The sequence below is a fragment of the Rhodococcus sp. (in: high G+C Gram-positive bacteria) genome, from assembly GCF_049591685.1.
Taxonomy (GTDB): domain Bacteria; phylum Actinomycetota; class Actinomycetes; order Mycobacteriales; family Mycobacteriaceae; genus Rhodococcoides.
In genome coordinates, this window is sequence record NZ_JBAWFH010000028.1 from 1 (window position 1) to 16,375 (window position 16,375).

General features: G+C 64.7%; 17 protein-coding genes and 1 pseudogene. 7 read left to right on the forward strand and 11 right to left on the reverse strand.

Going from position 1 to position 16,375, the window contains the following annotated elements; all coding sequences use genetic code 11:
• A partial coding sequence (locus WBQ44_RS00930) for a GTP-binding protein (protein WP_495564892.1) occupies window positions 1-633 on the reverse strand: 633 nt, incomplete at its 3' end.
• A 115-nt stretch (window positions 634-748) separates the two neighbouring features.
• On the opposite strand from WBQ44_RS00930, the gene rpmB reads away from it, so the two are divergent.
• The 7 genes from rpmB to WBQ44_RS00965 all read left to right on the forward strand — a co-directional run bounded on the left by rpmB (window position 749) and on the right by WBQ44_RS00965 (window position 3,876).
• Window positions 749-985, forward strand: a complete 237-nt coding sequence (gene rpmB / locus WBQ44_RS00935; protein WP_495564861.1) for a 50S ribosomal protein L28 — start codon at window positions 749-751, stop codon at window positions 983-985.
• Window positions 982-1,152, forward strand: a complete 171-nt coding sequence (gene rpmG / locus WBQ44_RS00940) for a 50S ribosomal protein L33 (RefSeq protein ID WP_495564893.1) — start codon at window positions 982-984, stop codon at window positions 1,150-1,152. Before rpmB ends, rpmG begins: the two co-directional genes overlap by 4 nt.
• Before the next feature lies 1 nt (window position 1,153).
• Window positions 1,154-1,459 carry a 30S ribosomal protein S14 gene (rpsN, locus tag WBQ44_RS00945; protein ID WP_495564862.1) on the forward strand — a complete coding sequence of 102 codons (306 nt, stop codon included), beginning with the start codon at window positions 1,154-1,156 and terminating at the stop codon, window positions 1,457-1,459.
• Window positions 1,460-1,474: 15 nt separating this feature from the next.
• Window positions 1,475-1,729 carry a 30S ribosomal protein S18 gene (gene rpsR, locus WBQ44_RS00950; RefSeq protein ID WP_008719028.1) on the forward strand — a complete coding sequence of 85 codons (255 nt, stop codon included), beginning with the start codon at window positions 1,475-1,477 and terminating at the stop codon, window positions 1,727-1,729.
• A 117-nt stretch (window positions 1,730-1,846) separates the two neighbouring features.
• On the forward strand, window positions 1,847-2,770 hold the full coding sequence (locus WBQ44_RS00955) for an AEC family transporter (protein WP_495564863.1): 924 nt from the start codon (window positions 1,847-1,849) through the stop codon (window positions 2,768-2,770).
• 49 nt (window positions 2,771-2,819) lie between these two features.
• Window positions 2,820-3,296 (forward strand): hypothetical protein, encoded by a 477-nt coding sequence (locus tag WBQ44_RS00960; RefSeq protein ID WP_495564864.1) that lies wholly within the window; start codon window positions 2,820-2,822, stop codon window positions 3,294-3,296.
• A gap of 13 nt (window positions 3,297-3,309) precedes the next feature.
• Complete coding sequence (locus WBQ44_RS00965; RefSeq protein ID WP_495564865.1) at window positions 3,310-3,876, forward strand: DUF1707 SHOCT-like domain-containing protein; 567 nt, start codon at window positions 3,310-3,312, stop codon at window positions 3,874-3,876.
• Here the strand turns inward: WBQ44_RS00965 and WBQ44_RS00970 are convergent.
• The 10 genes and pseudogenes from WBQ44_RS00970 to sucC form a co-directional block, all read right to left on the reverse strand.
• Window positions 3,873-5,822 carry a vWA domain-containing protein gene (locus tag WBQ44_RS00970; protein ID WP_495564866.1) on the reverse strand — a complete coding sequence of 650 codons (1,950 nt, stop codon included), beginning with the start codon at window positions 5,820-5,822 and terminating at the stop codon, window positions 3,873-3,875. The genes WBQ44_RS00965 and WBQ44_RS00970 overlap by 4 nt on opposite strands.
• Entirely contained in the window at window positions 5,822-7,207 is a 1,386-nt protein-coding gene (locus tag WBQ44_RS00975; protein WP_495564867.1) for a sigma 54-interacting transcriptional regulator, read from the reverse strand. Before WBQ44_RS00975 ends, WBQ44_RS00970 begins: the two co-directional genes overlap by 1 nt.
• A 100-nt stretch (window positions 7,208-7,307) precedes the next feature.
• Window positions 7,308-8,075, reverse strand: a complete 768-nt coding sequence (locus WBQ44_RS00980; RefSeq protein ID WP_495564868.1) for a DUF559 domain-containing protein — start codon at window positions 8,073-8,075, stop codon at window positions 7,308-7,310.
• Between the two features lie 242 nt (window positions 8,076-8,317).
• Window positions 8,318-9,871, reverse strand: coding sequence for a bifunctional phosphoribosylaminoimidazolecarboxamide formyltransferase/IMP cyclohydrolase (gene purH, locus WBQ44_RS00985; protein WP_495564869.1), 1,554 nt, complete (start codon window positions 9,869-9,871; stop codon window positions 8,318-8,320).
• Window positions 9,868-10,491 carry a phosphoribosylglycinamide formyltransferase gene (gene purN, locus WBQ44_RS00990; RefSeq protein WP_495564894.1) on the reverse strand — a complete coding sequence of 208 codons (624 nt, stop codon included), beginning with the start codon at window positions 10,489-10,491 and terminating at the stop codon, window positions 9,868-9,870. Before purN ends, purH begins: the two co-directional genes overlap by 4 nt.
• A gap of 60 nt (window positions 10,492-10,551) precedes the next feature.
• Window positions 10,552-12,084, reverse strand: coding sequence for a cell division protein PerM (locus WBQ44_RS00995; RefSeq protein WP_495564870.1), 1,533 nt, complete (start codon window positions 12,082-12,084; stop codon window positions 10,552-10,554).
• 57 nt (window positions 12,085-12,141) lie between these two features.
• Window positions 12,142-13,206 (reverse strand): DUF5336 domain-containing protein, encoded by a 1,065-nt coding sequence (locus WBQ44_RS01000; RefSeq protein WP_495564871.1) that lies wholly within the window; start codon window positions 13,204-13,206, stop codon window positions 12,142-12,144.
• An 82-nt stretch (window positions 13,207-13,288) separates the two neighbouring features.
• A pseudogene (locus WBQ44_RS01005) lies at window positions 13,289-13,937 on the reverse strand (LLM class flavin-dependent oxidoreductase); the annotation flags it as partial.
• Window positions 13,938-14,184: 247 nt separating this feature from the next.
• Window positions 14,185-15,096, reverse strand: coding sequence for a succinate--CoA ligase subunit alpha (sucD, locus tag WBQ44_RS01010; protein WP_495564872.1), 912 nt, complete (start codon window positions 15,094-15,096; stop codon window positions 14,185-14,187).
• 8 nt (window positions 15,097-15,104) lie between these two features.
• Window positions 15,105-16,268, reverse strand: a complete 1,164-nt coding sequence (gene sucC, locus WBQ44_RS01015) for an ADP-forming succinate--CoA ligase subunit beta (protein WP_495564873.1) — start codon at window positions 16,266-16,268, stop codon at window positions 15,105-15,107.
• Window positions 16,269-16,375: the final 107 nt, after the last annotated feature.

The following is a 16,375-nucleotide window of genomic DNA, read 5'->3' on the forward strand; positions in this document are numbered from 1 at the left end:
CGCCATCGGCGCGCCCGGCGCGAGGCGCGCGAGCACCGCGGCCAGTTTCGCCCTCTCCCATCCCTCTACCTCGGGACCGGCGCTGACGACGAGCGCGTCGGCGTAGTCGACCTGGCCGACGACGACCTGGGCGACCGTTCTGTCGTCGTCCCCGCTCGCGACGATGCCGCGGTCGGCGAGCGCGTCGTCGCCGGTGGCGTCCGTCAGCCAGGTCGACGCGTCGAGGCAGGTGACGACGGCGTCGATGCGCACGTCACGGGACGCGGGGCCATCCACCTGTCCGACCACGTCTGCGACGACGACGTTCTCGACAGCCCAGCACAGCGCCTCGGGTTCGAGCGTCGGATCCATGGCGATGACGATGCGGTCGACGGTGCTGCGGGCGGCTAGTTTGCGCAGAAGCGGCAGCAGGTCTTCGCGGAGTGTGCACGAGACGCAGCCGTGCGCGAGTTCGAGCACGGTTTCGCGCGGCGGAGCGTCGGCCGTGTAGAGGGTGCGGCGAACCACTCCTTCGTACACCTGACGGAGGTCGTGCCTGACTGCCACGGTCCCCGGCGCGAGGAGCGAACCCACGACCGCGTCCATTGCGCCGGTCCAGCCCGACACGAGTACGAGCGGTGTACGACCGTCCACGAGATTCACGAGCACCCTTCTTTCGACAACGATTGTCATTCCCTGAAGAAGCACGCTACATTCGAACGATCGCTTTGTCGAAAATGATTGTCATAACAGCTAGAGAGGAGCGCGCATGTCCGCGCACTGCCAGGTGACGGGAAGGAAGCCGGGTTTCGGCAAGTCCGTCTCCCACTCCCACGTCAGGACCAGCCGCCGCTGGGATCCGAACATCCAGAAGAAGACGTACTTCGTGCCGAGCCTCGGCCGCCGGGTCACACTGACCCTGTCGGCGAAGGGCATCAAGACCATCGACCGTGACGGCATCGACGCAGTCGTCTCCAAGCTGACCGCCCGCGGGGAGAAGCTCTGATGGGGAAAAGCACGGACGTCCGTCCGATCATCAAGCTCAAGTCGACCGCAGGCACCGGTTACACCTATGTGACCAGGAAGAACCGGCGGAACAACCCCGACCGAATGGTCATGAAGAAGTACGACCCCGTCGTCCGCAAGCATGTCGATTTCCGTGAGGAGCGCTGAGATGGCCAAGAAATCGAAGATTGCCAAGAACGAGCAGCGCAAGGTCGTCGTCGCACGCTGGGCGGCGCGTCGCAGCGAGCTCAAGGAGACCATCCGCAGGCCTTCGACCTCCGATTCCGAGCGCGCGGAGGCCCAGACGGCACTGCAGCGTCTACCGCGCGACTCGAGTCCGGTACGATTGCGCAATCGTGACGCTGCGGATGGACGTCCGCGCGGCCACCTACGGAAATTTGGACTTTCTCGCATCAATGTTCGCGAGATGGCTCACCGCGGGGAGCTGCCAGGCGTCCACAAGTCGAGCTGGTAAGGAACAGGAACGAAGATGGCAGTAAAGAGAGCACCGTCGAAGAAGGTCCGCGCCGAAGCAGGCCGTCGACCGAAGAAGAACCCGTTGAATGCCGCCAAGGTCACCACGGTGGACTACAAGGACATCAACCTTCTTCGTCAGTTCATTTCCGACCGCGGCAAGATTCGTAGCCGCCGCGTCACCGGCCTCACGCCGCAGCAGCAGCGTCAGGTCGCCGTCGCGGTGAAGAACGCTCGTGAAATGGCTTTGCTGCCCTTCACCAGCCGCTGAAAACTTCTTGCCGGAAAGGCCACGCACTCCACCTGGAGTGCGTGGCCTTTCTGCATGAACACTAGAGTTTGGTCCGACTCCTCGCCCTGTCGATCAGAAACGAGACCCTGAGCTTCCATGTCCGGTGTTCTCGAAGGCTTCACCGTCATCTTCGTTGTCATCGCGCTCGGCTACATGCTGGCGCGCTTCGAAGTGCTCGGCGAGCACGGTCAATTCGTCCTCAGCCGGCTGGTGTTCTTCGTCGCGACCCCCGCCCTGCTGTTCGTCACCCTCGGAACGTCGGATCTGTCGGTCATTCTGTCCCCGATCCTCGTCGTCGCGGGCACGACGGCCCTACTCGTCGGCGCGCTGTACTTCATCATCGCCAAACTCGCGCTGAAGCGCGCGGTGCCGGAAGCGGCAATCGGCGGACTGTCCGCCTCGTACGTCAATGCCGCCAACCTCGGTATCCCCATCGCCGTCTTCGTACTCGGTGACGCCAACTTCGTCGCCCCGCTGTTGCTGTTCCAGGTCATGATCTACTCGCCGATGGCGCTGACGATTCTCGACCTGTCCACCAGGGGCGGGAAGGTTTCGATCAAGAACATCGTCGCGAGCCCGTTCAGGAACCCCATCGTCGTCGCCGGCGCCGCCGGTCTCGCCCTCTCGATCAGCGGCGTCGAGCTCCCCGAAGCTCTGATGCAGCCCTTCGATCTGGTCGGCGGTGCGGCGGTTCCTGGTGCCCTTCTCGCCTTCGGGCTATCGCTGTACGGCACCCGGGTGCTGCAGAAGGGCGTCAGCCCACGTCGGGACGTCGCATTGGCGTCGACCCTCAAGATGGTCGTGCAACCGTTGCTCGGGTTCGGCATGGCCCACGTGATGGGTCTCGAAGGGCGCGATCTCTTCGCGATCACGGTCATCTCGGCACTCCCCACCGCGCAGAACGTATTCGTGTTCGCGAACCGCTACAACCGCGGCGTCGTGCTCGCTCGCGACACGGCCCTCGTCACGACCATCGTCTCGATACCGGTGATCGGCCTCGTCACCGCACTCCTGGCCTGAAGTTGTGGTCCCAAAGGTTCTCCTCAGCTCACGGCGCTACCTTGGAGGGATGAGGTTTCTGACTGCAGGAGTACTGGCGTGCATCCTGCTGGTCGGCTGTTCCAGCGGAACGACCGACGGCGGCGGTGACGACATCGAGCCCACCAGCAGTGCCGCACCCGCCGCCTCCGCCGACTTGCTGCGCAGCCCGAGCTCCCCGCCCGTCCCCGTCGAAGTACCCGTCGGCGAAGTGGGCACCATGTTCCAGTCGACGCCCGGCCTCGTGCGCGCGACGGCCACTCCGTTCGAGTCTTGGAGCCACGTCTCTCCCAACACGATCGCGATCCACTTCGTGACCGGCACCCCCGAGTGCTATGGCGCGCAGGCGCATGTCACCGAAACCGACACCGAAGTGATCATCGCCCTGCACACCGGAACCTTGCCGGAAGCCGCCGACAAATCGTGCATCATGGTGGCCGTCTACGGAACCATGCAGATGACGCTGCAGCGTCCGCTCGGAGACCGAGAAATCGTCAACGCGGCCTAGTAGCCTGACTCGGGTGAGTGATCAGCTGCCCGACCCGCACCGAGCGTCCGTTCGAGCCGCCGACGCCGACCGCAATCTCGTCGCGAAGCTCCTCAGCGACGCACTCGCAGACGGCCAACTCAGCCTCGCCGAATACGACGAGCGCACCGCATCGGCGTATCGCGCGCAGACCTACGGCGAACTCGACGTGCTCACCAGCGATCTGGTGTTGTCCCCACCCGTGCCCACCGCGGCGCCGGGGCCGAATACCGACCGCGCCATCGCGATCATGAGCGGCTTCACCCGCAAGGGCGAGTGGACCGTCGCACCGCGCATCGACGCCGTCGCATTCTGGGGCGGCGGCGACATCGACTTCTCCCGAGCCCGTTTCACCTCCGACGTCGTCACCGTCAATTGCATCGCGATCATGGGCGGTATCGACATCATCGTGCCGCGCAACGTCAGCGTCGAGGTGCGCGGCGCAGGCATCATGGGCGGGTTCGACCACCTCAGCCAGGTCGGCGCTACCCACGCACCGCGCATCATCGTGACCGGCTTTGCTTTCTGGGGCGGCGTCGGTATCAAGGTGAGCAAAACCTAGCCCTTGCGACGACGTTTCAGGTAGTCGCTCACCACCGCAGCGCCGAGCCCGTCGAGGTCCGGTGCGATGACGCGGCCCCCGACACGCTCCGCCATTCGGTCGACCACCCGAGCCAGACCTGGATCGTCGCCAAGGCGGAAAATCGTCACCTGCGCGCCGAGTTTTGCGATCGTATCCAGCTCGCGCACCGTCAGCCCGAGCGTCCGAGGATGCGGCGGATAGTCGAAGAACGCATGCCCGTCGGGCTCGAGATGCGCGGTGGGTTCACCGTCGGTCACGATCAGCACCACCGGCTGCGCATTGGGGTGTCGACGCAGATGCCTCGCCGCAAGCAGCAGCGCGTGGTGCAAATTCGTACCCTGATCGTAGGCACCGTCGAGACCCGCCAGCTCGGAGGCCGTCAACTTCTGCGCGTGCCTGCCGAACCCGATGAGCTGCAGATCGTCCCCGCGGAATCTGGTGCTGACCAAGTGGTTCAGAGCCAGGGCGGTCCGCTTCATCGGCACCCACCGCCCGTCCATCACCATCGAAAACGAGGTGTCCACCAGCAGCGCCACCGCCGCCTGAGTACGCGTCTCCGTTTCGCTGATCTCGACATCGGTGACCTGCAGGCGAACCGGGAACGTCGAGCCCTCGGCCGCGGTACGCAGCACCGCGTTGTTGACGGTGCGCGTCACGTCCCACGGCTCGGTGTCACCGAACTCCCAGGCCCGTGACGCACCGGTCGGCTCTCCCATCGCACCGGCCTTGCGGGTATCCCGCTCTCCGCCGCGTCGAGAGATCTTGCCGGCCACATCCTTCAGCGCCGACTGCCCCAGCTGACGCATCGCTTTCGGAGACAGGCGCCACTGACCGTCGGCACCCTTGTCCATGAAACCCTGTTGCTGCAGGGCCTTTTCGAGATCGGAAAGCAGCCTTGCGTCGGCCGCCGCCTCCGGCCCGAGCTGCTTCAGAAGCGATTCGGCGTCGATATCGTCGAGAGCCGCGCCGTTGTACTGCTGCGACAGCTGGTTGCCCAGGTTCTCGAGGTCGGCGATGTCCTGCAGCGCGCCGGTACCGTCGCCGAGACCCATACCGTTCTCGCCGCGAAAGTTCTGCGATCCGTCCCAGTCCTCCCCCGGCCTCGCCTGCTGCAGGTTCTGATCGAGTTGATCGAGCTGTGACAACAGGTTCGAATCCCCGAAGGCCTGCTGTGCGAGCGCGTCGAGTTCGGCACGCTGCTGCGAACTCAGCGAGTTGCGGAGCCGCTGAGCAGCAGCCGCCCGCTGCGCGAGGGAGTCGAGAAGCTCGTCGACGTTCTGTGGATTCTCCGGGAAGTGATCGCCGTGCTTGCGCATGAAATCGGCGAAGTCCTCGTCGGTGTCCTCGCCTCGATTGTGTTTGGCGAGAAGCTCGTTCAGGTCCTTCAGCATGTCGCTGATGGCCTGCCGATCGTCGTCGGTCGCGTTCTCGAGAGCGTTCTTCATGCCCGCGAAACGCTGGTCGAGCATTTCGCGTCCGAGAAGGTCCTTGATCTTTTCGTAGTTCTCCCGGGCCTCGGACGAACGCCAGTGGTAGTCGGCGAGTTCCTGCACCGCCTGAGCCGTCGACGGCGACAGATCACCGATTTGCATCTCCTGGAACCGCGCATCGTCGTCCAGCGCCCGCGCGAGAGTCTTGCGCTCCTCGAGCACCGCCTTGTCGAGCAGTTCGCGAACCTCCTGCAAGGTTCCGTCCAGGTTGTTCTTGCGCAACAACTCTCGTCGACGCCGATTCGCCTCCGCGGCCAGATCGTCGAGACCACGCATGTTGTCGGTCCCGCGCCTGAGCATTTCCTGCAGAGCTCGCCGTGGGGACGCGCCTTCCAACACGTCGTTGCCGATCGATTCGAGCGCTTCACGCAGATCGACCGGTGGGGCCAGCGGATCAGGCCCACCGTGATAACGCCCGTATCTGCTGGCCGGCATCAGCTGTACACCGTCTGTCCGTCTTCGTCGGGGTCCTTCGCGATCCGCCGGGCCAGGTACAGCCCTTCCAGTGCAAGTTCGATCGCCGACGCCCGCTCACCGTCGGATGATGCACCCAGTCGGCCCGAGATCTCGTCGAGAACCTCGAGGTCAGGGAGCTCGCCCAGCAACGCCTTGGCGGTGATCCGGTCACCCGTGACGACGGGCTCACCCTGCTCGATCGCAGACACCAACGGCCCCAGGTTGATTCCGCCCAACCGCTCCCGCACGGTGTCGGCCGTCGCGCGGCGCAGCAGGTGTTCGAGCACCTCCACCTCGCGGCCCTCCTCACCGGACTCGAACTCCACCTTGCCCCGGAGCACCTCGATGATGGTTCCCAGATCGACCGGCCGGGCTACGGCGTCGCCCTCACCGAGAACGGCCGCGCGATGTGTTGCCGCGGCAGCGATGGTCTCCGCCGCAGCAATGGCGAAACGCGCCGAGACACCGGAGCGCTGATCGACCGACGGCGATTCGCGCAGCAACCGGGTGAACCGAGCGAGAACCTCGATCAGGTACGACGGCACGACAGCAGGCAGTTCGGCCTCCTGCTCGATGACGGAGATCTCGTCGGCCAGCGCATGCGGGTAGTGCGTCCGGATCTCCGCGCCGAAACGATCCTTCAGCGGCGTGATAATGCGGCCACGGTTGGTGTAGTCCTCAGGGTTCGCGCTCGCCACGAGTAGCACATCGAGAGGTAGCCGCAGCGTGTAGCCGCGCACCTGAACGTCGCGTTCCTCCATGACGTTCAACAGGGACACCTGAATGCGCTCGGCGAGGTCGGGGAGCTCGTTGATCGCGACAATGCCACGGTGGCTGCGCGGCACAAGACCGAAGTGGATGGTCTCCGGATCGCCCAGGCTGCGCCCCTCCGCCACCTTCACCGGATCGACGTCACCGACCAGGTCGGCCACCGAGGTATCCGGAGTAGCCAGCTTCTCGGCGTACCGCTCACTGCGATGACGCCACGCAACGGGAAGGTTCTCGCCCAGTTCTCCGGCCCGTCGAATGCTGGCCGGAGTGATGGGATCGTACGGATGCTCCCCGAGCTCGGAACCCTCGATGACCGGAGCCCACTCGTCGAGCAACAAGTTCAAGGTACGCAGCAGACGAGTCTTGCCCTGACCGCGCTCACCGAGCAGCACGACGTCGTGACCAGCAAGAATCGCACGTTCGAACTGCGGCAGCACAGTCTTGCCGAAGCCGAGAATGCCCGGCCACGGATCCCTGCCCTCACGCAACGCACCCAACAGGTTTTCCCGGAGTTCGTCTTTGACTGAACGCTGCACGTGTCCGGACGCGCGCAACTCGCCGACAGTGGTGATGCCAGGTTGATTAGAGGTCACGCCTCCAAGCTACGAGCGTTCGCACGTTTGTGCACCTTCGTCCCGGTTTCGCACTTGTGCAGACGAGTGAGGCGGTTTCGTCTGCACAAGTGCGGGGACGTCAGACAGGCGCCCCGGCGAGGCGTAACTTGGCGCGAACCCGGGCTACGACCTGGTCCGGTCGCAGCCGTAACTGCTCGGAGTTGACTCGCACCACCAACCAGCCGGCTTGCTCGAGCCGGTCGTACCGCTCGATATCCCAGGTCCGCTGACGCTCGGACGTCCAGTGGTGGACGCCGTCGTACTCCACGACGACCTTCCACCGCGGCCAGCCGATGTCGCAGCGCGCGAACACTCGTCCGTTCGCGTCGATCACCGGTATCTGCGTCGAGGGTGTCGGCAAACCGGCATCGACGAGCAGCAGACGTGTTGCGGACTCCTGCGGTGATTCCGACCCGCCATCGACCACGGGCAGAATTCGCCTTGCGAGAGCGACGCCTGCAGAACCGGAACGCTTCTCGATCAGCGACTGGACCTGCCCGGTGTCCACCCCGGTGGCCCGCACCAACGAGTCCAGTATCTGCACGGCCTGCAACCTGGGAAGCCGGCGAGCCAAGTCGAACATCGTTCGCGCAACAGTGGTCACGTCGAGTCCACCTACCCGGGTGACCTCGTCACAGCGCAGACTGTCATAGCGGATCAGCAAACCGTCGAGTTGCCGTTTCCGTCCGCCCCACACCAATTCCGAAGGTAGATCCGGGTCGATCCATGCGGCGCCATGCAGTGCTGCCGCTGAAAGCCCACACGACACCGCAGGTCCCGACGCGAACACATGCGACGCGTGAGCTCTGACGACTGCATCGACTACGACGCCTTTTCGGACGTACACATCGCGATGAAGACGCCGAAAGTCGTATGCGAGTCGATGACGCGTCAGCCTGCCGTCTCGAACTGCGTGTGATCCCCTGAATGGACTGTCAAAATGCACTCACTCACGATTGCATCGTTAACCGACCGAAAAGATCGCGACTTCGAAACTGTGGACGGCCGGAAAAGTGATCCACACCTGACGATTTCGCACTTGTGCAGCCAAAAGAGGTGTACAGGGCTGCACAAGTGCGAAATCGGGGGTCAGTGCGCGAAGTGCCGCGAGCCGGTGAGGTAGAGCGTCACACCCGCGTCCTGGGCGGCGGCGATGACTTCGTTGTCGCGGACGCTGCCGCCGGGCTGCACGACGGCTTTGACGCCGGCGTTGAGCAGCACCTGGAGGCCGTCGGGGAACGGGAAGAAGGCATCCGAAGACGCGACGGATCCTTCGACGCGGTCGCCTGCGCGCTGGACTGCGAGGTGGGCTGCGTCGACGCGGTTGACCTGACCCATCCCGACGCCGACGGACGCGCCGTCCTTGGCCAGAAGGATCGCGTTGGACTTGACGGCTCGCCCAGCGCGCCAAGCGAATTCGAGGTCCTTCAGAGTCTGCTCGTCTGCTGCTTCACCGGCTGCGAGGGTCCAGTTGGCCGGGTTGTCGCCGTCGGCGTCGATGGCATCGCGTTGCTGCAGGAGCGCGCCGCCCGAAATGGGCTTGAGTTCCACACCCTGCGCAGACGGCGGGGTCGCGAGGAGGACGCGAACGTTCTTCTTGCGCTGCAGAACTCCTAGAGCGCCGTCGGCGTAGGACGGTGCGATGACCACCTCGGTGAAGATCTCGGCGACCTGCTCGGCCATCTCGACCGTCACCTCGCGGTTGGCTGCGATGACGCCGCCGTACGCGCTGACCGGGTCGCAGGCGTGCGCCTTGCGGTGCGCTTCGGCGATGTCGGCTCCGATTGCGATGCCGCACGGGTTGGCGTGCTTGATGATCGCGACGCAGAAGTCGTCGTGATCGAAGGCAGCACGCCAGGCTGCGTCGGCGTCGGTGAAGTTGTTGTACGACATCTCTTTACCGTGAAGCTGCTCGGCCTGCGCAATGCCGGACCCCGCCGGGCTGACGTACAGGGCAGCCGCCTGGTGCGGGTTCTCGCCGTATCGAAGCACTGCCGAGCGATCCCACGTTCCGCCGATCCACTCGGGAAACTGCGTGTCGGGACTGTCGACGAGCACACTGCTCATCCACGACGCAACCGCGACATCGTAGGCAGCGGTGTGCTGAAATGCCTGGGCGGCAAGCGAAGTGCGTTCGGCGAGAGTGAAACCGCCACCTGCCACCGCGGTCAGAACATCGTCGTAGCGAGCCGGGTCGACGACCACGGCCACCGACGGATGATTCTTGGCCGCGGCGCGCACCATGGACGGTCCGCCGATGTCGATCTGCTCGACGCACTCGTCGGGCGTCGCTCCGCTGGCAACGGTGTCGGTGAAGGGGTAGAGGTTGACGACCACCAGCTCGAACGCCTCGACACCCAATTCTTCGAGCTGCTGCAGGTGCTCGGGGCGACGAGTGTCGGCCAGGACGCCCGCGTGCACCTTCGGGTGCAGGGTCTTGACGCGACCGTCGAGGGTCTCGGGGAAGCCGGTGAGCTCCTCGACCTTGGTGACGGGGATGCCCGCGTCGGCGATCTTGGACGCCGTCGACCCGGTGGAGACCAGAGCGACGCCTGCATTGTGCAAGCCGGTCGCGAGCTCGATCAGTCCGGTCTTGTCGTAGACACTGACCAGCGCGCGGCGCACTGCTTTACGTTCGCTCATGGTTGGATCTGGGCCTTTCGTCCATCGGTGACAACACCTCGGGTGGCAACTGCGGCAATGACATCGACCAGCAGTCGTCGTTCCACGGTTTTGATGCGCTCGTGCAGTGACTCTCGATCGTCACCGGCGAGCACGGGTACAGCTTCCTGGGCCAGAATCGGCCCGGTATCGACGCCGGCATCGACGAGATGCACCGTCGACCCGGTCAGTGTGACGCCGTACGCGAGCGCATCTTCGACGGCGTGCGCGCCGGGGAACGACGGCAGCAGCGCGGGATGCGTGTTGACGATGCGGCCGGCGAAGGCGTCGAGGAACCGGGGGCCGAGAATCTTCATGAAGCCTGCAGTGACGACCAGGTCGGGCTGGTGTGCGGCAGCGGCGTCGGTGAGTGCGGCGTCCCATTCGGCCCGGTTCGAATGGTCGCGGAGTCCGACGCGGAAGTGCGGGATACCCGCGGAATGTGCGTGGCGGGCGGCGTTGCAGTCGCGGTCGACTCCGACGGCGACGATGCGTGCGGGATAGCTGTCGTCGCGCGTTGCCGCGATCAACGACTCCAGCAGCGAGCCGGTGCCCGAAGCGAGGACGACGACTCGTGCTGGGTGCTCACGCGAGGCAGTCAGCGCACTTCTCCTACGTCTTTTCGTCGGGGGCGCCCGTTGTCTCTTCAGGGCCAACCCAGACTAGTCGTTGGCGCTCTGTGGCTTGTCGGGGAGGTCCTCGGTCGTCATGCTGCCCACGACCTCGCTGCCCGCGATCTCGCTGCCCACGACCTCGCTGCCCACGACCTCGACGTCGAGTGGTGGCTCGTCCTCGGTCGCCGCTTCCGGCGTCATGACCTCGGCGGGGACCGCGTCTTCGTCGTCAAGTGCATCGACCACTTCGGCCTCGACGACAGCTGCCGGGGCCGATTCGCTCTCGGCAGCTGCGGTGAGATCGGACGATTCCGACTCGGCGACCTCGGTGATGGCCGGCACGACAGCGTGGTCGACGGGGACCGGCGTTGCTCCGGGTTCGGCCTCGGCTTCTTGCTCGGTCTGATCTCCTCGCCAGGCGGTGACGGCGGCGACGACGCTACCCACGACGGCGAGCCAGGCGAACGTCAGGAGACCGAGAGACCACGCAGTCACCTGGACGGTGCCGAAGGTTCCGAGGTTGCCGCCTGCGGCGAAACCGACGATCAGTGCCGCGACACCGACCATCCCGGCTCCCGTCCACACCGACGACAATGCATGCGACAGGACGACGGTGCGCCGGGCACAGTCGCGCCCCAGGAACACACCGGCCGTGACGGGAACGATCAGCATCAGCATCCACACGGGCTGAGCGGCGCCCTCGGGCAGAACGGCCAGCACGGGAAGGGGCGGAACCGGTCCCCCGACGGTGCCGAACTGGCTGACCGACACGTCGCCGATATGGGCCGAGGATCCGACGGCCACGGCGATCGACCCGATCACCACGTTCGGTAAATACAGGACGGACAAGACGGTGAGGCCCAGAACTCCCACAAATCCGTTGCCTGCCTCGAGCAGGGAGCTCATGGTCGACCAGGACGCCACCATCGCAGCGAGGACGATGGCCGCGCCGCCCGCGACGAGTACCGACGCGGCGCGAACGGTCGGACCGACCACGTCGCGCATCCACGTAGGAACCCGCTCGACAACTGCGGCCGAATCCCAGGTCCCGATGACGAGACCGACCGCGGCGGACACCGCGTGAATCGCGGCGACCCAGCCGAACGCAACGAGAGCGCGGGGACTCGACAGACCGATCGCGGCGGACGCATCGGCGGCGATCGCAAGGGCGAGAACCGTCACGAACAGAGGCCCGAGAACGGCGGCTCCGAACAGCCACGCACACTCTCGACGCGTGGAGGATTCGGTGACTGTTCTACCGACACTGCGAGCGACGACAACACCCAGTACGAGTGTGGGCAGCAGCGGGAACACACCCAGAGATGTGCCCGAGATGCTCAGCGGAACCAGGTGAACCGCGAACCACACACCGGCGATTGCACCGAACGTGCCGGTGAGGTCGCTGTTGACCGAGACCAAGGTGACGAGCACGACCGTCGCGATGACGGCAAGGAGCAGTCCCGGTATTCGGAACCCGACTCGGGCGAGGGATTTGGCCTGCGAAGGCGAGAGGATCTGTCGACGCGGCGGCGGACCGGTGCGTCCGGCGCGCTGCTTCTCCTGGTTCAGTACGGCGCTCATCGGCTACGAGCGTTGCATCATCCGGTGAACGCTTGGATCAGGCGCGCCGGACGGACGCTACTTCTTGTCGTCCTCCGACGGAGTTGTCCCGAATGCCTGAGTCGGTGCGCTGTACGGCGGGGTGCTGTCTCCGTGGGATTGCTCGGAGCGCTCGGTGTGCGGCTCCGGAGTTCCCTCGTTCGGCGCCGACACCGGATTGGTTGGCTGGCCGTAGTGCGACTGGCCGTACTGAGGCTGACCGTACTGGGACTGCCCGTACTGATTGCTCTGACCCGGCTGGGCGTGGCTGCCGCCTTGCCGGTCATCGGGGTTCGAGGTGCCGACGGGGTAGCCGAGGCCACCTGTCGTGTTCTGATTCGGCTGGTTCTGCGACGGCTGTCCGGAGTAGGTGGGCGGGACGTATCCCTGCGACGGGCCACCGTACTGCTGCTGCGGCTGCCCGTACTGGCCGAACTGGCCCTGCTGCTGCCCGTAGCCGCCCGACTGGGGCTGACCGAAACCGGGGTAATTCTGCTGACCGTACGACGACGACTTGGGCCGAGGGGCCTTGATGAGGCCGGCGCGTGCAAGTGTTGCGGCCACTGCCAAGACGGACTGAACGAATCCGAGAACGAGTATTGCCACGGTGCCGATGCCGAGCTCGATCGGCACGGTCGCCGGCCCACTTTCGCCGGTGTTGAACGCCTGGAAGACGAGGACCAGCCACCCGGCGATGGACATCGCGGCGGCGATGCCGACGGTCGTCGGCTGCCGTGGCAGCAGTCCGACACCTGCGACGAGACCGGCCGCCAGCAGTAGTCCGACCGAGGTGGGGTCGCCGTTTCCTGCGAGGAAGAAGTTGGTGTCTGTTCCGAACGCGTGGTACTGGCCCGCGAGTCCGATGAGGAAGTTGATGACGCCGAGGGCAAGCACGGCCAGCGAGAGGATCTTCGGCAACGACGTGGTGGTGTCGGACGCCAGCGGCGGGTTGTACTGCTGTGACGGCGCGGGCGGCTGACCCTGATCGAACTGTGACTGCCGGCCCGGCGCCTGGTTGCCGTACGACTGACCGGCGGGGCCGTAATTGCCATAACCGCCGGATCCGGGCCCTGACGAACGGGGGCCGTCGGGTGAAAAGGTCATGACACACTCCTCGATAGCAATGAGATCGGGTCCGAAAGACAACGCTAGCCTACGGACCCGACCCAACGCCCAAGTCTCTTCGTCAGCCTGCCTTGGACAGTTTCGACGCCGCCTCGATCTCCCGCACCAGAGGCAGGATCTTGGCGCCGAAGCACTCGATCTCCTCTTGGAAGTGCAGGAATCCTCCCAGGATCAAATCGACGCCGCGGTTGCGATACTCGACTATTCGATGCGCGACCTGTTCGGGGGTTCCGATGAGCTTGCTCTTGAACCCGTCGTTGTAACTGAACGAGGTCCTCGAACGACGAGTCCGCCCACATGCCCTTGCCGTCCTTCGACGACGACCCGGCCTGTTGGACTGCGCCCTTGAACCCCTCGACGGCGGGCTTGTTCGCCTTGTCGATGATCTCGCGCAGTGTGTCCCGCGCTTCCTTCTCCGTATCGCGCGCGATGATGAACGCGTTCAGGCCGAGCTTCACCTCTCGATCGTGATCGCGGGCTACTCGACGGATGTTGTCCAGTTGCTCGGTGACGCCGTCGTAGTCCTTGCCGTTGCTGAAGTACCAGTCCGAGTAGCGGCCCGCATTCTCCTGCGCAGCAGAGGAATTTCCGCCCTGGAAGAGCTCGGGGTTGGGGCGTTCGACGGTGTTCAGCGGTTTCGGCTTCAAGGTGAAATCGTGGATGCGGTAGAAGTCCACGTCGTCCTCTGTCCAGATTTTCCGAAGCACCTCAGTCGGCGCCGTAGGCCAGTTTCCGGTCGATACGCGATGTTCGGTGGTAGTCGTGACAGTCAGTGAATCCGTTACCCGGAGTAATGGACACACTTGAAATCAGCGTGATTCGAAAGGATTCGGCGGCAACCCGGCTGCATCGATGGTCCGTGCCAACGCCTAGACGGTTGGAATGTGCCATCGATGCCGAAACGGGCACACGAAAAAGCCCGCCGCGAGTGCGACGGGCTTTTTCGGTGATCGGACTTTACTTGACCGACATGGACTCCAGGATTTCCCGTGCGAGGGAGGCGGTTTCAGACGGCGTTTTGCCGACCTTGACGCCTGCGGCCTCGAGGGCATCCTTCTTGGCCTGTGCCGTGCCGAGGGATCCGGAGACGATGGCGCCTGCGTGGCCCATGGTCTTGCCCTCGGGAGCGGTGAAGCCTGCGACGTAGCCGACGACTGGCTTGGTCACGTTGGCCTTGATGTAATCCGCTGCGCGCTCTTCTGCGTCGCCGCCGATTTCACCGATCATGACGATGAGCTTGGTCTCGGGGTCGGCTTCGAACGCCTCGATGGCGTCGATGTGCGTCGTACCGATGACCGGGTCTCCGCCGATGCCGATGGCCGTCGAGAAGCCGAAGTCACGAAGCTCGAACATCATCTGGTAGGTCAGCGTGCCGGACTTCGAGACCAGACCGATGGGGCCGGTTCCGGAGATGTTGGCGGGCGTGATGCCGACGAGTGCTTCACCGGGGGTGATGATTCCGGGGCAGTTGGGCCCGATGATGCGGGTCTTCTTGCCCTTTTCCACGTTGTAGGCCCACGCGTATGCGGAGTCCTGCACGGGGATTCCCTCGGTGATGACGACGAGCAGCGGGATCTCGGCGTCGATTGCTTCGACGATGGCGTCCTTGGAGAATGCCGGCGGCACGAACGCGATGGACACGTCGGCTCCGGTCTTCTCCATGGCCTCGGCGACGGATGCAAAGACGGGGAGCTCGATGTCGTTGCCCTGTGCGTCGACGTGCTTGACCGTGGTGCCGGCCTTGCGTGCGTTGACGCCGCCGACGACCTGAGTTCCGGCCTTGAGCATCAGGGCGGTGTGCTTGGTGCCTTCGCCGCCGGTGATGCCCTGGACGATGACCTTGTTGTCCTTGTTCAGAAAGATAGACATGGTTTCCTCTACTTCGCTGCCAGCTCGGCGGCCTTGTCGGCGCCCTCGTCCATGGTTCCGGCGAGCGTCACCAGCGGGTGCGCGGCGTCGGCGAGAATCTTGCGTCCCTCTTCGACCTTGTTTCCGTCGAGACGAACCACGAGCGGCTTGTTGGCGTCGTCGCCCAGCTTCTTCAGTGCGCCGACGATGCCGTTGGCAACTGCGTCGCATGCGGTGATCCCGCCGAAGACGTTGACGAACACGCTCTTGACCTGCTCATCACCCAGGATGACGTCGAGGCCGGCGGCCATGACCTCGGCCGAGGCTCCGCCACCGATGTCGAGGAAGTTGGCGGGCTTGACGCCACCGTGTGCCTCGCCTGCGTAGGCGACGACGTCGAGGGTCGACATGACCAGTCCGGCACCGTTTCCGATGATGCCGACCTGTCCGTCGAGCTTGACGTAGTTGAGGTCGTTCTCTTTGGCCTTGGCCTCGAGGGGATCGGCTGCGTCCTTGTCCTCGAAGTCCGCGTGGCCGGCCTGACGGAAGTCTGCGTTGGCGTCGAGCGTCACCTTGCCGTCGAGGGCGAGGATCTGATCGTCCGGGGTGCGAACCAGCGGGTTGACCTCGACCAGAAGCGCATCTTCGTTGATGAAGACCTCCCACAGCTTCTGGATGGTCACCGCAGCGGCGTCGAGCACCTCGGCGGGAAGCTTGCCCTTTTCGGCGATTTCACGAGCAAAAGCAAGGTCGACGCCCTTGACGGCGTCGACCGGGATACGTGCGAGTGCGTCGGGGTTCTCCTCCGCCGTCACCTCGATTTCGACTCCACCTTCGACCGAACACATTGCGAGGTAGGTGCGGTTGGTGCGGTCGAGCAGGAAGGAGATGTAGTACTCCTCGGCGATGTCGGAGGCTTCTGCAACGAGAAGCTTCTTGACGACGTGGCCCTTGATGTCGAGTCCGAGAATCGACTGTGCGTTCTCGGTGGCTGCTGCGACGTCCTTGGAGTACTTGACGCCGCCGGCCTTGCCGCGGCCACCGACCTTGACCTGGGCTTTGACCATTACTGCTTTGCCGATTTCCTCGGCGATCCGTGTTGCGCCCTCGACCGTGTCCGTGACACGACCTGCGGACGTTGGTACGCCATGCTTGGCGAACAATTCCTTCGCCTGGTATTCGAAGAGATCCATCAGCTCACCGTCTCGTCTACGTTGACGCCCGCTCCAGGGGTGTGAGCGGGTCTGAGGATCGACTTTATCCAGGTGCCCCGCGGCCGCATCGGGCGCATGCAGGCTAT

What these genes read in the sequence shown, in the direction of transcription:
- rpmB (WP_495564861.1), top strand. Translation starts at nt 749, where the DNA reads ATGTCCGCGCACTGCCAGGTGACGGGAAGGAAGCCGGGTTTCGGCAAG.
- rpsN (WP_495564862.1), top strand. Translation starts at nt 1,154, where the DNA reads ATGGCCAAGAAATCGAAGATTGCCAAGAACGAGCAGCGCAAGGTCGTC.
- rpsR (WP_008719028.1), top strand. Translation starts at nt 1,475, where the DNA reads ATGGCAGTAAAGAGAGCACCGTCGAAGAAGGTCCGCGCCGAAGCAGGC.
- WBQ44_RS00955 (WP_495564863.1), top strand. Translation starts at nt 1,847, where the DNA reads ATGTCCGGTGTTCTCGAAGGCTTCACCGTCATCTTCGTTGTCATCGCG.
- WBQ44_RS00960 (WP_495564864.1), top strand. Translation starts at nt 2,820, where the DNA reads ATGAGGTTTCTGACTGCAGGAGTACTGGCGTGCATCCTGCTGGTCGGC.
- WBQ44_RS00970 (WP_495564866.1), bottom strand. Translation starts at nt 5,822, where the DNA reads ATGCCGGCCAGCAGATACGGGCGTTATCACGGTGGGCCTGATCCGCTG.
- purH (WP_495564869.1), bottom strand. Translation starts at nt 9,871, where the DNA reads ATGAGCGAACGTAAAGCAGTGCGCCGCGCGCTGGTCAGTGTCTACGAC.
- WBQ44_RS00995 (WP_495564870.1), bottom strand. Translation starts at nt 12,084, where the DNA reads ATGAGCGCCGTACTGAACCAGGAGAAGCAGCGCGCCGGACGCACCGGT.
- WBQ44_RS01000 (WP_495564871.1), bottom strand. Translation starts at nt 13,206, where the DNA reads ATGACCTTTTCACCCGACGGCCCCCGTTCGTCAGGGCCCGGATCCGGC.
- sucD (WP_495564872.1), bottom strand. Translation starts at nt 15,096, where the DNA reads ATGTCTATCTTTCTGAACAAGGACAACAAGGTCATCGTCCAGGGCATC.
- sucC (WP_495564873.1), bottom strand. Translation starts at nt 16,268, where the DNA reads ATGGATCTCTTCGAATACCAGGCGAAGGAATTGTTCGCCAAGCATGGC.